9 protein-coding genes are annotated in these 13,980 nt (G+C 66.8%); all 9 read right to left on the minus strand.

Translation table 11 applies throughout. The features are described 5' to 3' along the window. Positions 1–38: 38 nt before the first annotated feature. Positions 39–968 (minus strand): type VI secretion system-associated lipoprotein TagQ, encoded by a 930-nt coding sequence (tagQ, locus tag KHO49_RS00220; protein ID WP_102881296.1) that lies wholly within the window; start codon positions 966–968, stop codon positions 39–41. A gap of 83 nt (positions 969–1,051) precedes the next feature. Then, positions 1,052–2,734, minus strand: coding sequence for a formylglycine-generating enzyme family protein (locus tag KHO49_RS00225; protein WP_372342486.1), 1,683 nt, complete (start codon positions 2,732–2,734; stop codon positions 1,052–1,054). A 22-nt stretch (positions 2,735–2,756) separates the two neighbouring features. Then, the gene (locus KHO49_RS00230) at positions 2,757–3,959 is read right to left on the minus strand and encodes an ABC transporter permease (protein WP_110594220.1); all 1,203 of its coding nucleotides are present in this window, start codon (positions 3,957–3,959) and stop codon (positions 2,757–2,759) included. Beyond that, complete coding sequence (locus tag KHO49_RS00235; RefSeq protein ID WP_102881298.1) at positions 3,959–4,675, minus strand: ABC transporter ATP-binding protein; 717 nt, start codon at positions 4,673–4,675, stop codon at positions 3,959–3,961. The genes KHO49_RS00230 and KHO49_RS00235 overlap by 1 nt, the downstream gene beginning before the upstream one ends. Then, positions 4,675–7,764, minus strand: coding sequence for a serine/threonine-protein kinase (locus KHO49_RS00240; RefSeq protein ID WP_213664442.1), 3,090 nt, complete (start codon positions 7,762–7,764; stop codon positions 4,675–4,677). The genes KHO49_RS00235 and KHO49_RS00240 overlap by 1 nt, the downstream gene beginning before the upstream one ends. A gap of 2 nt (positions 7,765–7,766) precedes the next feature. Then, positions 7,767–8,501 (minus strand): PP2C family protein-serine/threonine phosphatase, encoded by a 735-nt coding sequence (locus KHO49_RS00245; RefSeq protein ID WP_102862283.1) that lies wholly within the window; start codon positions 8,499–8,501, stop codon positions 7,767–7,769. Next, positions 8,502–9,155, minus strand: coding sequence for a type VI secretion system-associated protein TagF (gene tagF / locus KHO49_RS00250; RefSeq protein WP_102881300.1), 654 nt, complete (start codon positions 9,153–9,155; stop codon positions 8,502–8,504). It lies immediately after the preceding gene. Further along, the gene (tssM, locus tag KHO49_RS00255; RefSeq protein WP_102862285.1) at positions 9,152–12,658 is read right to left on the minus strand and encodes a type VI secretion system membrane subunit TssM; all 3,507 of its coding nucleotides are present in this window, start codon (positions 12,656–12,658) and stop codon (positions 9,152–9,154) included. The genes tagF and tssM overlap by 4 nt, the downstream gene beginning before the upstream one ends. Next, positions 12,655–13,980: a DotU family type VI secretion system protein gene (locus KHO49_RS00260; protein WP_102862286.1), complete on the minus strand. Its 1,326-nt coding sequence runs from the start codon at positions 13,978–13,980 to the stop codon at positions 12,655–12,657. The genes tssM and KHO49_RS00260 overlap by 4 nt, the downstream gene beginning before the upstream one ends.

Here is a 13,980-nt window from a genome sequence, read left to right on the forward strand (position 1 = left end):
CAACGCTTATCGCTACATCTTGTCAGACAATCACTGACTCAGACGTTAGGGCAAGGCACCGGTGCCCAATCACCCAGGTCCGGGCTCTTGCACATGCTGTTGACCTGGGTCTGGCCGGTGGTAGCGACCTTGTTGCTCTCGGCCTGCTTGGTCTTGGCCTGCTGGATCGACTTCTCGGTGCTCACCGCTTCCGTCGGTACAGTCGGCAGCTTGGGTTGCTTGACCTTCTGCTGCTTCTTCTTGCCACCGGTGGTGGTCACCGGGGTGGTGTCGGCGGTGGCGACTTTCACCACGTCGGTACGTTGCACGCCCACTTGCTGCAGGTCCTGCTCGTAGGCCTGGTTGTACTTGCTCAGGTCTTCGCTGGCCCGGCCGTTCACCGCGGCGATCAGGTCATTGGACTCTTTCAGGCCGCTGACGATCTCCGCCAGGCGCTTACGCCCTTCCACATCATTGATGCTGTTGGCCTTGCGGGCAGTGATCAGGCTGTCAAAGGCACGCTGGTAGCAGGTCTGCGAAGCACGGGCGTAGGCGGTGCTGCGGTCGATGTCGGCAGCACTCTTGTTGACGTCAGCGGCGTAGGAAGCGATGCGCTGATTGTCATCGGCGATCTGCTTCTGGCGCTCGGTGTAGTAACCGGCGGCACCACCGGCCAGGGCACCACCGGCCGCACCGATGGCCGCGTTGCGACCACGGTTGTCGCCGTCGCCGGTCAAGGCGCCGAGCAAGGCACCGCCAGCAGCGCCCAGAGCGGCACCGGTGACCACCGACTTGGTCATGTCCGAATCAGTGGCGCGCAGGTGCTGCACCGGCTCGTAGCAGCTCGGGTAGTACTCGACCTTGGTGGTGGAGGCGACCTTGGACACCGGAGAGGTCGCGCAACCGGTCAATACGGTGCTGAACCCGGCGGCAACCAACAGCAGGTGACGCTTGGATGTTGAAGCAAATGGGTTGCGGGAAAAAAGCATGTTCGTGATCTCGATTAAGTTTGACCAACTCGGTACGACGCCAGGTCGTCCGAGCTCCTCCAGGCTCGACAGACAGCGGCCGGTCATGACTTCTGACCGGTCGATGCGAGCAGTTCCTTCAAAATCGTCGCCGGGTCGGCTCGCCGTTGCTGGCGATAATTCCCGACATGGCGGACGAATAACGTAGCGCGCGTCACCAGGCTCTTGCCGAGCACCGGCTTGCGATTGAGTTCTTCCTTGATCCGTTGAAATTGCGCCTGGATCACCGCGTCGGTGTAACGGGTGCCCGTGGCCAGGTTGTCGATGTAGATCGCCACCGCCCCGTCCAGTGCGCTGCGGCCGTTGTCGATGGCTTCGGCGAACAGCTTGGCGCTGGGTTCGTCCTTGGCATCGATGGCCTGCTGCTGGCTCTTCTTCAGGTTGGTCAGGCGGATGTTGTAGTTATTGATGGTCTCGGCCACCAGGGCCGACGACTGGATCAGGTTGCCCGCCGCTTCCTCGCGCTGCTGGGCGATCAGCGAGACGTTGCGCTTGAGCTCTTCGTTGACCAGCCCCAGCTCCGCCTGCAGACGCGGGTCGACACTGGCGGCGATGATGGCGTCCAGGCGCTTGGTGGGGTCCTGGGCGTCATCGATGGCGTCGGTCAGGGACGCCAGGCGGCCTTCCTTCTGCCACTGGGCGAACAGCTCCTTGTAGCGCGAACGCGGGGCCGACAAGGCACCGATGGCCACCCGAAAACCCGTGGTTTCATTGCTCTGCTCGGTGCCGTCGGCGCCAAACAGCGGGTACTCGCGGCGCATGCCGGTAAACAGCGTGCCCTCGCCTTCCAGGTAATTGCCGCCCTTGACCACGAAGCCACCATAGGTGCCCTGGCGCCGTCCGGCGCGCACCAGCTGGAACGACTCCTGGACCATCTCGGCGGCATTGCCGATCACGTCGAACAGGCCGATGGGGTTGGGCAGCTTGGTGCCGATCGGCATCAGCCGCGCCGCCTGGCCCGTGCCGCCGGCCACCTGATTGAACACCGCCCAGTCCGCCAGCGGGCCATCGCTCTCGCTGCCCTCCAGGCGCCGTGGAAACAGCCGCCCTTCCAACTCCTGGCGACTCACCGCCTGACCGCCACGGGCGGCGTATTCCCACTCCACTTCGGTGGGCAGGCGCACGAAGCCCAGGCCGCCGTCTTCGGAGGAACTGCCGCGGCCGCTGACCGGCAGCAAGTCACGGTGATGCTTCATCAGCCAGGCGCTGTACACCGCCGCGAAACGCTCGGCCTCGAAGCGCGACAGCTTGACCTTGGGCAAACGCCCCTGCATGCCCTCCGAGGCTTCACAGGCCGGGGCCGGCTCGCCGCTGGCCAGGGACTGGGCCTGAGCCATCACCTGAGCGTACTGGCGAGCGGTGACTTCGTACTTGCCGATGAAATACAGCATCGGCTTGAGAGGCACCCCGGCACCGGTTTTCGGCAAAGCCGGAGCAATGGTCTTGCTCCAGGCACCAGGCAGGTCCTTGAGGGTGAACTGGCCATTGATGTAGTCCCGGCGATAGCCGGAGATGAACGATTGCTGGTAGCCGCTCTCACCTTCGCTGAAGGGATAGCCGAGGTTGACCTCGCGGTCGTCCAGGGTGCCCTGGGCCAGGACGTAGACATAGCGAAACACCATCTCGCCTTCACAGGGCAGCGGCAGACTGACGTCGTCCGGCAAGGGCTTGGGGTTGTCCATCTTGTTGCCGGGCTCTTGCGCCCACACGGCGCCGGCCAGGGTCATGGCCAACACGGGGCCGATCAACTTATACATCGCGAATTCCTTCACAGGCTTCAATGCGCGACACCCGCCAGCCGCCCAGCGCGGCGGCCAGGGTGCTGACGCCCAGCGTCGCCAACAGGGCCAGCCCGTAATGGGCCGGCAGCAGATGACTGGCGTACTCGCCGGGCACCTGCATGAACAAATGATTCAGCCCGGCCTGGGCCAGGCCATACAGAGCGCCACTCAACAACGCAGCGAAACCGGCGCTGTACAGCGCCTGGGCCACCACGAACAACAACAGGGCACCGGTGGAGAATCCCAGCAGGCGCAGCACCGACAACTCCCGGCGCTTGCGCTCCACCGCCGCCAGGGCCCCGGCGAAGATCGCCGCAAAGGCGCCCGCCAGGGCCAGCCCGGCGATCACCCAGAAGACAATGGACAGGTTGCGACTCAAGGACTGCACCTGGGCGATGGTCTGGGCCTGGGTCGCCACCAACAGGCCACGCTCGGCGAAATAGCGGCGCAAGGGTTCGACGTCATCCAGGCTGCGGGCATACAGGCGAAAGGCCGGGTAGACCCGCTGCGCGGACGCGGCCGGCGCTTCGCCGAGCCAGCCCAGGGCCGCCACGGCACGGCCGTCGCGGTAGTCCTCGGCGGCCTCCAGCAAGGCCAGCGGGGCGAACAGGGCATCCCGGGCAAAGGCTTCCAGGGGCAATACGCCCTCCACCTGGACCCGGGTCCGCTGCACTTCGCTGCGCCCCGCCACTTGCCGGCCGAAGCTCGCCTGCAGCCAATCACCAGGCTGTACGCCAAGCTTCTCGGCGGCGGTACGACTCAGGAGCACGCCACTCATGTTCCGCGGCACCGGCAAACGCCCGAGCAAGGGGTCCGAGACAGCGGTCGGCAACATTTCCACGGTCACTCCGATATCCCCCGTGCCCCGGGACAAGTCCGCCGTCGCGGCAATCTGCCGGGTGCGCGGCAAGGCAAAGGCTACGTCCGGACGCTGGCCCAGTTCAGCAATGAAGCTGGCGCTGAAACGTCCACCGCCCAGGGGAATGATCTCGCGTACCGCCGGGTCTTTTTCCAGGCGCTCGGTGAGGCTGCTCACCAGCCCGAACTTGAGCCCGAACAGCACCAGCAACGGCGCAATCACCGCCACCAGGGCCAGCACCGAACAGGCCGACAACCAGGTATCGGCGCGGTAGTCCTGCCAGGCCAGGGCAGCGGTCAGGGACGCACGCATCAGCAGGCCTCCCCCAGCGTCGCGGTGACCCCGCCGTCGGCATCGCGCTGGCAGGCAATGCGCCGCACCTGCAAGCCGTTGGCCCGGGCCAGCACCTCATCGTGGGTGGCGATCACGCAGCACAGCCGCTGATCCCGCGCCTGTTGCACCAACAGTTGCATCACCCGCTGAGCGTTCAAGGGGTCCAGGGCCGCGGTCGGCTCATCCGCCAGCAGCACCTGCGGACCATGGGCCAAGGCCCGGGCACAACTGACACGCTGACGCTGGCCCACCGACAGGGCGGCGGGTTTCTTGTGCAGTTGATCGGCGATTTCCAGGCGTTCGGCCAAACGCCGTGGAATGCCCTCGTCCGCCAGCCCCAGCAACTGCCGGGGCAGGCTGATGTTGCTGCGCACATCAAGAAACCCCAGCAGACCGCCAGTCTGCAGCACATAACCCAGGTGCCGGCTGCGCAGCTGCGCCAAGGCGCTGTGACCGGTGCCACGCCAGATGCCGGCAATGTCGATGGGGTCATTGGCCGGCGCGAATTCAAAGCGCGCCGCCGAGTCCGGAGCCAGCACCAGCGCCAGCAGATCGAGCAGCGTGCTCTTGCCGCAGCCGCTGGGGCCGACCACCGCCAGTTGATCGCCCGCACGCAATTGCAGCCTGGGGATCACCAGGCTGTAGCGCTGGCGACCCTCGCCGCGACTCTTGCGCACCTCTGCCAGATCGAGCATCACGGCAGGGTCGACAACGGAACGCGGTACAGGGCATCACCCGGCTCGGCATCGCCGAAGCGCACCCAGTTGGCCAGGTCGTTGTGGAAGGTCTCGTAGAGACGGATCTTCGAATCCAGCTCGTCGATGAAATCTTCCTGCTCGGCCACGCTCAGGGACAGCCACAGGTCCTGGGTCATGTTCAGCGACTTGCTGCGGTACGGCAGCCCTTCCAGGTATTCCCCCAGCACGCCGCCGTCGGCCAGGTTGCCGCCCTTGCGCAGGGCCGAGGGGTCGCGGCTCATGTAGGCACTGGCGCTGGCGATTTCCTGGAAGAAATCCTTGGGCGAGGTCTGGGTCTTGCGTGCCGCATCGACAATCAGCTTCAGCGACTGCTGCAAGTCGTTGAGCTGCAGCTTGGTGAGCATCACGCAGACCTGGAACGCCGGCAGCGCCGGGTTGGTCAGGTCGCGGTCGGCGGTCCAGGCGCTGACCAGCTGCGGCGCCTGACTCGCGGATTTGCGACCGAGGAAATCCATGTGCATGGCGTAGCCGATGGCCGCCGACTTCTGCGCGATGCTCGGCGCCGCCGCCAGCTGCGGGACGTCCTGGTTCTGGTTGCTGCGCACCTGATGCACCAAGTCGGCGAACACCGTGCCGATCTCGTCGACCTGCTCGCCGAACTTGCGCACATCGCCGCCGGGCACCGGAATGTACAGGTCGCCGATCTTCGGGTTGGCGTCGGCAGTCAGCACCCGGTACTGGGTTTCCGCCTGGGCGTGGTTTTTCTTGCCGGCATCGGTGCGCAGGTGCAGGGCGTAGATCTTGATCTGCTTGCCCAAAGCCGCCTGGCGCACTTCCGCCTCGTTCATCTGGGTGCGGCTGTAAGGATCGTTCTTGCGCAGGGCCCCGGCATCACTGACCAGCAGGATCAGGCGACCGCCGTAGCCCTTCCAATCCATGCCTTCCACTGCCTGCATCACCCCGGCAAAGGCGTCTTCGTTGAACGAGTGGCTGGAGACACTGGTGGCCTTGACCTGGCTCACCAGTTCCTGGAAGCGCTGCGGGTCGCGGCCCTGATCCAGGGTCACCAGGGTCTTGGTCACGTACTCCAGGCCCGGGGTCTTGCTGGTGTTGTTGCGAAACCCCACCAGGCCGAAGCTGACACTGTCCAGCTCGCCACGCTCGGCGATCTTGCTCTGCAGCTCGTGGACCACGTCGCGCACCTGATCGATGTACGGCTGCATCGACACCGAGGTGTCCACCACCAGCACCACTGCCGTGCGGAAGGCATCGGCGGCGGCCGGAGGGCTGTTCGCCGGCAGGCGCTGGCCACTGCTGTCGCTGATGCTCTGCGGGCTGTTGCCCGGGTCGATCGAGGCGACATTGAGCAACTGCACCGGCTGACCGTCCTCGTCGAAGCTCTCTTTGGCGTCGAAGATCGGCAGCAGGTAGAACTGCTCCTGGGGCACTGCGCTGGCATTGGGTTCCAGGGCCAGCACCTGCTGCTCGTCCTGGGGATTCTTCTGCGCCCTGAGCAGCAGGTTCTTGGCCGCCGCCGGGTCCGCCAGCAAACGCTCCAGCTCGCTGGCCTGACGCACGAACATCACCGGTGCACGACCGGAACGCTCGGTAAATTTCAGCACCAGGCTCTGCTTCCAGTCGCTGACCTGCTCGGCCGGCAGCCAGCCGGCGCTGCGCCCGTCACTGGCGGCGCCCAGGCGCAGCCAGGAGCGGCCGTCGAGGTTCTTGCGCTGGTACACATACAGCACCGAGAACGCCGGCACCGACTTGTCCGGTGTGGCGCCCGGCTCGCTGGAAAAGCTCGCCCCCGGCTTGCTCAGCACCCGCTGGAACAGGGTCTTCTTGCCCGGCATCAGCAACGGCCGCTGGCCGCCATCAACATCCGCTGCCAGTGGCTGCTCCACCGGCGGCGCCACCACGGCAGGCGGGGTGCTGACCGTCGAAGCGGTCTTGGGCGCAGGCGCCGGGCTGTCGCCGGACAGCCACCAATAACCAGCGCCGGCCACCGCCAGGGCGACGGCCACGGCGACGCCGGCCAGGGCCAGCACCGGGCCACGGTGCTGTTCGGAAGCCCCACTTCCGGCTGGTGGCAGATTGGAGGTGCGCGGCGGCGCCGCTGGCTCCTCGGGCGGCTCGCGGCGCGGCGCCGGTTGTGGCGCAGGCGCCTGCCGGGGAATCTCGATCGACACCGGGGTCAACCCGGCGAGGTCGTTGCCCTGAGGTACAGGCTGGGGTGCAGCCTGAGGCGGCAGCGGCAACGGCTGGATCAGCGTCGCCTCGACCTCGGTCGCCTCCGGCGGCAGGTTGTCCAGGGCCGTCAGCAAGGCCGCCGCATCCGGATAACGTTCCGCCGGGTCCTTGGCCAGCAGCTTGCGCAGGATGTGCTGGTAGCGCCCGTGGTGCAGCGGCAGCTCCGGCAACGGCTCGGTGAGGTGGGCCAGGGCCGTGGACAGGGCGTCGGTGCCGTTGTAAGGCAACTCGCCGACGAGAATCTCGTACAGCACCACGCCCAGGGCATAGAGGTCGGCGCGCCCGTCGATGTCCTGGCCCCGGGCCTGTTCCGGGCTCATGTAGCTCGGCGTGCCCACGGCAAAACCGGCCTGGGTGAATTGGGTGCGGTCATCCAGGGACTTGGCGATGCCGAAGTCCGAAAGCACCGCCGTGCCGTCGGCGCGGAACAGGATGTTGGCCGGCTTCACATCACGGTGCACCAGCCCCTGGGCGTGGGCGTAACCCAGGGCCGAAGCGATCTGGCGGATGTAGGCCAGGCCCTGCTCCGGGGTCAGCCCGGCGGCAATGCGCTCTTTCAGGGTGCCGTTGGGCAGGTACTCCATGGCCATGTAGTACAGCTCGCCGACATTGCCGATGTCGTGGATGGTCACGGTGTGCGGATGGGACAGGCGCGCCAGGGTCTTGCCCTCGCGCAAAAAGCGCTCGCAGAAGCTCGGGTCGGCGGCCAGCGCCGCGGCCATCACCTTGAGCGCCACCTTGCGTTCAAGCGAACGCTGGGTCGCCAGGTACACGGTGGCCATGGCGCCTTCGCCAATCTCGCCCTGGATGTCAAAGCCGGGAATCAGAATATCCATGGTCACTGTCCTGCGGCCTTGATCACGATGGCGGTGATGTTGTCCGGCGCGCCCCGGGTCAGGCCCAGGTGAATCAGGCTACGCACCACGTCGTTGGGCTCGCTGTGGCTGAGCACATCGCGCAGCTCGAAGTCTTCGGCGGTCTTGTTCAAGCCGTCGCTGCACAGCAGGAAGGTGTCGCCATCCTCCACCTGCAGGTCGACCTGGGACAGCTCCAACTGGGCTTCGACGCCAATGGCCCGGGTGACGATATTGGCCCGGGGGTGCACCCGCGCCTCGGCTTCGCTGAGCAGGCCACTGTCCTGCAGGTCCTGGACGTAGCTGTGATCCCTGGAAATGCTTTCCAACTGCTCGTCCCGCAGCCGGTACAGGCGGCTGTCGCCGGCCCACAGGCACACCGCCCGAGCACCGCGCACCGCCAGCAGGACCACGGTGCTGCCCATCATGGTCACCCCGCGATTGGCGGTTTCCTCGCGCACGGCGGCATTCACCGCCGCCAGGCCATTGCGCAGCGCGGCGACGTAATGGTCGAGGCTGTCGACCGGCGCAATGCCGCGCAGGCTATCGACGATCAAGCTGCTGACGTAATCCCCGGCAGCGTGCCCGCCCATGCCGTCGGCCACCAGCCAGAGGCCGGCTTCCGGGGCTTCGAGCCAGGCGTCTTCATTGATTTTCCGCACCATGCCGACATGGCTGTAGCTGGCGGACTGGTAGGACAGTTGTGGCGCTGAACCCATTTAGACGGCACCTTCTTGTCCGAGCAAAAATTGCGCAAAATCGCTGGCCGGCGGCAGCCCCTGGCAACGCAGGAGCATCGGGCTGATGGACGGCGAACCCCGGCCCCACCAGGCGCTCGACCCTTCACTGCCCTGGGTCGCGAGGATCGCGCCACGGGACTGTGGATCGCTGACATAAAACCGCTGCAGGCCGGCGAAATGGCTGCATTCGGCGCGAGTCGCCGGGCTCGGCGCTCCCAGGGCCTGCAACCCGTCCTCCAGGGCTTCGAAACTGGCGTCCTGGTCCAGGGTCGCCAGCAGCAGCTCTTCCACCTGTTCGAACCACAGCTCCGGGCCACTCACCAGGGAGGCCACATCGCTTTCAGGCTCCAGCAAGGCGGCCACGGTCAGGGGGAAGTAACGCCCGACCCGGTCGATGCTCGGCATCACCACGCCCACCGCCGCCTGGGGCCCACAGACTCCCGGGGCGAGGGCAAAACGCCACAGCGGGCTGACCAGGTAGGCGTTCAGCCACTGCTCGCCCAGGGCGTTCTGGCTGGCCAGCAACCCCGCCGCCAGCCAACTGTCCCAAGGGCCGATGAAACTCTGCGGCAAGCCACGGCTGACAAAATCGCCGCGGCTGGCCAACTTGCCGTACAGACCGACCACCGTCATAGCCGCTCCGGCAGGCTGAAGCCGCTGAGCACCCGGCTCTTGAACGGGTTGAAGGCGCTGCTGGCCCGCAGCTCGTAGGAAATGCTCGCGCCATCCACCCGCAGCCGCAGGTTGAAGCGGTCCGGCGAGTTGGTGGCGGTCAGGTCCGATTGCTCCAGCAAACGGAACCAGGCCCAGGGACCGTCCAGGGTGATCCCGGAGCGCCCAGTGGCCGATGGCGGCATGATCGACAGGCGCACCACGCCGATGCTCCCCGGGTTCGGCCATTGCATGGCCACCGGCCGGCTCGGGCCGTGGTCGTAGCTCAGTTGCTGGCCATCCAGGTCGAGGAGGAACTGGCTGATGTTGGCGTCCATCGCCACCGGCTTGAGTTCGAAACGCACCGCCGGTTGGGTCCCGCCACTGGAGCGGAAGAACGCATCGCGGATGTTCGAGGCGCGCTGGAAGGTTTGCAGCACACCGGGGGAAATGCCCAGCTTCTGCGCCGCGCCCGGCTGCCAGCTCCAGGTGGTGGTCGAGGTGTTGACGTAAGGCTGCAGGTACTTGCGGAAGTAGTTGTCCATCACCCCGCCGGTGCCGAAGAACTGCCCGAAGTCTTCCAGGGTCGCGTCCCGCGAGCTGCCCGGCGACATCGGATAACGCCCGCTCAGAGACTGGCGATAAACGTTCACCACCTCGCTGACCCAGGCCGCATTCAGTTGGTTGCGCACCCCGCCCATCATGGTGTTGGTGGTGGAACTGACCACCGATTTCACCAGCCCCTGGACCACCGGCGGCTGGCGCTCGGCGGTCAGGCTGACCCGCGCCGCCGCGGCACTGGCCTGGTTCTTGGCCTCGCCCAGCAAGGCATCGCCGCTGGCCCCGACCATGGCACTGACCTGCACGTACAGGGCATTCATGTCCGCCAGCAGGCCGTCGATGGCCGCCGGCTCGCCTTCGCCCTTGCTCACCAGGCTGTTGAGCTCGGCAAAATGCGCACTGACCGGGTCTTCGCTACTGGCCACGGCCGCCGGATTGCCTGCCTGTTCCTGGCCCAGCAGGGAACCCAGGCGCTGCTTGAGTTGATCCACACCGCCCTCGACCTTCTGGCCCTGGGCCGCCAACAGGCGTTCTTCCTGTTGCAGATCGGTTTCCTTGGCCACCGCCACCAACAGCTTCTTCAGCGGCGAGGTGGGACCGGAAAGAATCCGCAGCACGTCCGCGGCCTGGGCCACGCTGGTGATCGGCACGAAGTCGATGTCCGCCAGCAAGGCGTCCCACTGGCGCAGGTAGTCCTGGAAGTACAGGCGACGCACGTCGGCGGCAAGGCTGGCGACGTTCTGCTGGTCGGCCTGATCGCGGCCCAGTACCCACTGCTCTTCGGCCAGGGTGCCGGCCTGGTTGAGGCTGGCCAGGAGGAAGCCTTCGCGGTAGCCCTTGGCGGTGAACAGCCCGCTCAGGGGTTCGCTCAACGGCTTGCCGCTCTTGCGGGTGAACACCAGCGCCGCGTCACGGCCACCGGCTTCGCTGAGGCGGAAGTCCGGCACACCGTCCGGCAGCTTGGCGCGCTTGACCCGGTCATACACGCGCTGGGCCACCGGCAGCTGTTGCAGCTGGCGGCGCAGGTCGTCGATCAGGCGCTGGTCCAGGCGCGCATTGGGTGGATGTTTTTCGAACAGCGCCTGCAGGTGGCCGGTCAGGGCCTGGCGCTGCTCGGGCGGCAGGTCGCGGGCCAGGGTCCGGTCCCAGTCCAGGGTGATCCAGGCCTTAATGAAGTCCGGATCGTAGTGCTCGCTGTCCGCCAGCATCAGGTAGGCCTTGAGGCCCTCGTAGAGGAAGTCCGAGTTGCCGCCGCTGTGCAGTTGCTCTTCGATGCGGGTCATCAAGCGCGGGGCGAACACCGCCACCAGCAGCTTGCGATAGACGCTGGCGGCCTCGGCTTCGAGCATGTCGCCCTGATACAGGCCCAGGCCTTCGGCCCAGCCCGGCGCATCGCCGGCCAGGTTGCGCGTGGCGTTGAGCAGCGGCAGCACTGCCAGCACATCGCGCTGGGCCGGGCTGAGGCTTTGCACGTCCTGACGCACTGGGCCGACGCGCTGGTCGACCTGGGCGATATAGGCCTGGTTGGCCCGGTAGCTGATGATCCACAAGGTACTGACCACCAGCACCAGGGCCACGGTGGCCGCCAGGGCGCCCCGAGCGATCCATTTACGCCGCCGCTCGACCTTGGGGTTGACCCCCACCAGCCCGCGCTCGGCAAAGGCCACCGCACTGAACAGTTTCTCGATGAAGTAGCTGCGCCCGGTGCCGGTCTGCCGCGCCAGGTGCTGGCGGTCCAGGTTCATGCTCTGGGCCATGGCGCCGATCAGGCGGTCGATGGGGCTGCCTTCCTGGGTGCCGCTGGTGAAATACACCCCGCGTAGCAGCACGCGCTCTTCGAAGGCGTTGGGTTTGAACACGCCTTCGAGGAAGCCCTGCAAGGACTCCTTGAGCGCCGCGAATTGCTGCGGGAAGCCGTAGATCAGGTCGCGCCGGGCCGGATCGCGCTCCTGTTGCAGGCGCTCCACCAGGCGTTCGTTGAGGCGCTGCTCGAGGGCCGCCAGCTCCGCCGGCAACTGGGCCAGGGGGCTGTCGCCGCTCTTGCCGTCATCCAGGGCGAAGGTCATGCCCCAGACCTGGGCCCGCTCTTCCTTGCTCAGGGAATCGAAGAACTCCATGAAACCCGGCACCAGATCCAGCTTGGTGAGCATCAGGTAGATCGGGAAACGTACCCCCAGCTGGGTGTACAGCTCCTGGATACGCAGGCGAATCGCCGCAGCATGCGCTGCCCGCTCGGCTTCGCTGCTGAGCAGCAGGTCGGAGAGGCTGATGGCGACGAAGGCGCCATCGATGGGCCGCCGCGAACGCTGGGTTTTCAGCAGGTCGAGAAAGCCCAGCCAGGCCGCCTTGTCCACTGCGGCATGGCTGTCCTGGGTGGTGTAACGGCCGGCGGTGTCCAGCAGCACGGCCTGATCGGTGAACCACCAGTCGCAGTTGCGGGTGCCGCCGACGCCGCGCACGGCACCGGCGCCCAGCTGCGCGGCCAGGGGAAAATGCAGGCCGGAGTTGACCAGCGCGGTGGTCTTGCCCGAGCCCGGTGGCCCGATGATCACGTACCACGGCAGCTCGTAGAGGTTGCGCCGCTCGTCACCGCCGAGCTTGGCCTTCTTCAACAGCGCCAGGGCTTCGTCCATGCGCTGGCGCAGGGCCGCCAGTTCCTCGGCGGTGGCCACGCTGTCCGGGTCCGGCGGGGTATCGGCGGCCAGGCTTTGCAGGACTTTGGCCGCGTGCCGGCGGGCCTGGATGATGCGAAACACCCGGTAGCCGATCCACACCGCGAAAATGACAATGATCAGCGCCCAACGCCGCCCTTCCGGCACCAGGAACTCCAGCAACGGGCCAATGAACCAGATGATCAGGCTCAGGGCGATCAGCCCCAGCAGTGGAATCACCCAGCGCGTCACAAAACTGAAAAACGCCTTCACTCGACTCCCTCCGCCAATACGCTGATTTCTACCCGACGATTGCGCGCCCGCCCTTCAGCGGTGGCATTGGTTGCCAACGGCTCGGTGTCGCTGCGGCCTTCGGCGCTGAAGCGCTCCGGCTGCCCGGTCTTCGCTGCGAGAATCTGCAACACCGATTCGGCGCGGGCCTGGGACAGCTTCCAGTTGGACGGGAAGCGCAAGGTGGCGATCGGTCGGTTGTCGCTGTGGCCGGTGATCCGCACCTGGCCCTTGACCTTGCGCACGGCGTCGGCGATGCGCAGCATCAGCGGCTGGTAGTCATCGAGGATGCTGGCGCTGGCCGAGGCGAACAGCTCGTCGCCGCGAATGGTCACCACCGAACGGTCGACGGCGTCTTCCACTGCCACCCGCCCGGCCTTGATGTCCTCGGCGAGAAAGCCCGCCAGACGCGGACGCTCGACAATCTTGGGCTGGATCACTGGGCGGTCCAGGGTCTGCACCGGGATCTCGCCCAGGGCATGGATGTTCTTGAACACCGGCTCAGCGTCCGCCGCCAGCTTCAGGCGCAGGCCGAACAGCAGCGCCAGGAGCAGGGCCACACCGATGGCGATACCGACCCAGGGCGGCATGAACTGGGCCAGGCGATCACGGGCCACGCTGACCCCGCGCCAATGGGGCGAGAGCTCGCGCTCATGCTCGCCACGGGCACTGCGGATGATCGCCGCAGTGCGCTCGCGCAGGGCTTCGAGCTGGCTGCGACCGTCGATCATCACCCGGTAGCGGCCTTCGAAACCCAGGCACATGCACAGGTACAGCAGCTCCAGCAGGTACAGGCGCTCGCGGGGGCTTTGCAGGCAGTGCTCCAGCAACTGGAAGACCTTCTCGCCGCCCCAGGCTTCGTTGTGCACGGTGATCAGCAGGCTCTGCTTGCCCCAATCGCTGGTGCTGCCCCAAGGGGTGCTGAGCACCGCTTCATCCAGGGCGGTGCACAGCGCATAGCGGGCCAGCAATACGTCGTTGCGCGGCACGCCGGCGGCCTCGGCCCGCTCCTCGAACTGGCGCAGGTAGGCCAGCAGTTGCGCCCGCAGGCTGGCCGGCGCCGGATGGGCCAGGGTGTTGCGCAGCCGGGTGAGCAAGGCCAGCAGCGGGCCGGCAGCACTCTCCAGGGGGTTCAGGCCCTGGGCCTGGCCGGCCGGCAGCGGCGCCGCCGGCATGGCCAGGGACGGCGCTGGCGCCGGAGCCGGACGCCCGGGCTCGGGAGCACGGCCACCGGGGCGCGGCATGAATTGGGTGCGGTCATTGGCCGGGGACGGCTGCCCTGCCGAATCGTCGAAAGGATGCAT

The sequence above is a fragment of the Pseudomonas sp. RC4D1 genome (assembly GCF_018390395.1).
In the GTDB taxonomy this organism is placed as follows: Bacteria; Pseudomonadota; Gammaproteobacteria; order Pseudomonadales; family Pseudomonadaceae; genus Aquipseudomonas; species Aquipseudomonas danubii.

What these genes read in the sequence shown, in the direction of transcription:
- KHO49_RS00230 (WP_110594220.1), bottom strand. Translation starts at nt 3,959, where the DNA reads ATGCGTGCGTCCCTGACCGCTGCCCTGGCCTGGCAGGACTACCGCGCC.
- tagF (WP_102881300.1), bottom strand. Translation starts at nt 9,155, where the DNA reads ATGACGGTGGTCGGTCTGTACGGCAAGTTGGCCAGCCGCGGCGATTTT.
- KHO49_RS00235 (WP_102881298.1), bottom strand. Translation starts at nt 4,675, where the DNA reads ATGCTCGATCTGGCAGAGGTGCGCAAGAGTCGCGGCGAGGGTCGCCAG.
- tagQ (WP_102881296.1), bottom strand. Translation starts at nt 968, where the DNA reads ATGCTTTTTTCCCGCAACCCATTTGCTTCAACATCCAAGCGTCACCTG.
- KHO49_RS00245 (WP_102862283.1), bottom strand. Translation starts at nt 8,501, where the DNA reads ATGGGTTCAGCGCCACAACTGTCCTACCAGTCCGCCAGCTACAGCCAT.
- KHO49_RS00260 (WP_102862286.1), bottom strand. Translation starts at nt 13,980, where the DNA reads ATGCATCCTTTCGACGATTCGGCAGGGCAGCCGTCCCCGGCCAATGAC.
- KHO49_RS00225 (WP_372342486.1), bottom strand. Translation starts at nt 2,734, where the DNA reads ATGACCCTGGCCGGCGCCGTGTGGGCGCAAGAGCCCGGCAACAAGATG.
- KHO49_RS00240 (WP_213664442.1), bottom strand. Translation starts at nt 7,764, where the DNA reads ATGGATATTCTGATTCCCGGCTTTGACATCCAGGGCGAGATTGGCGAA.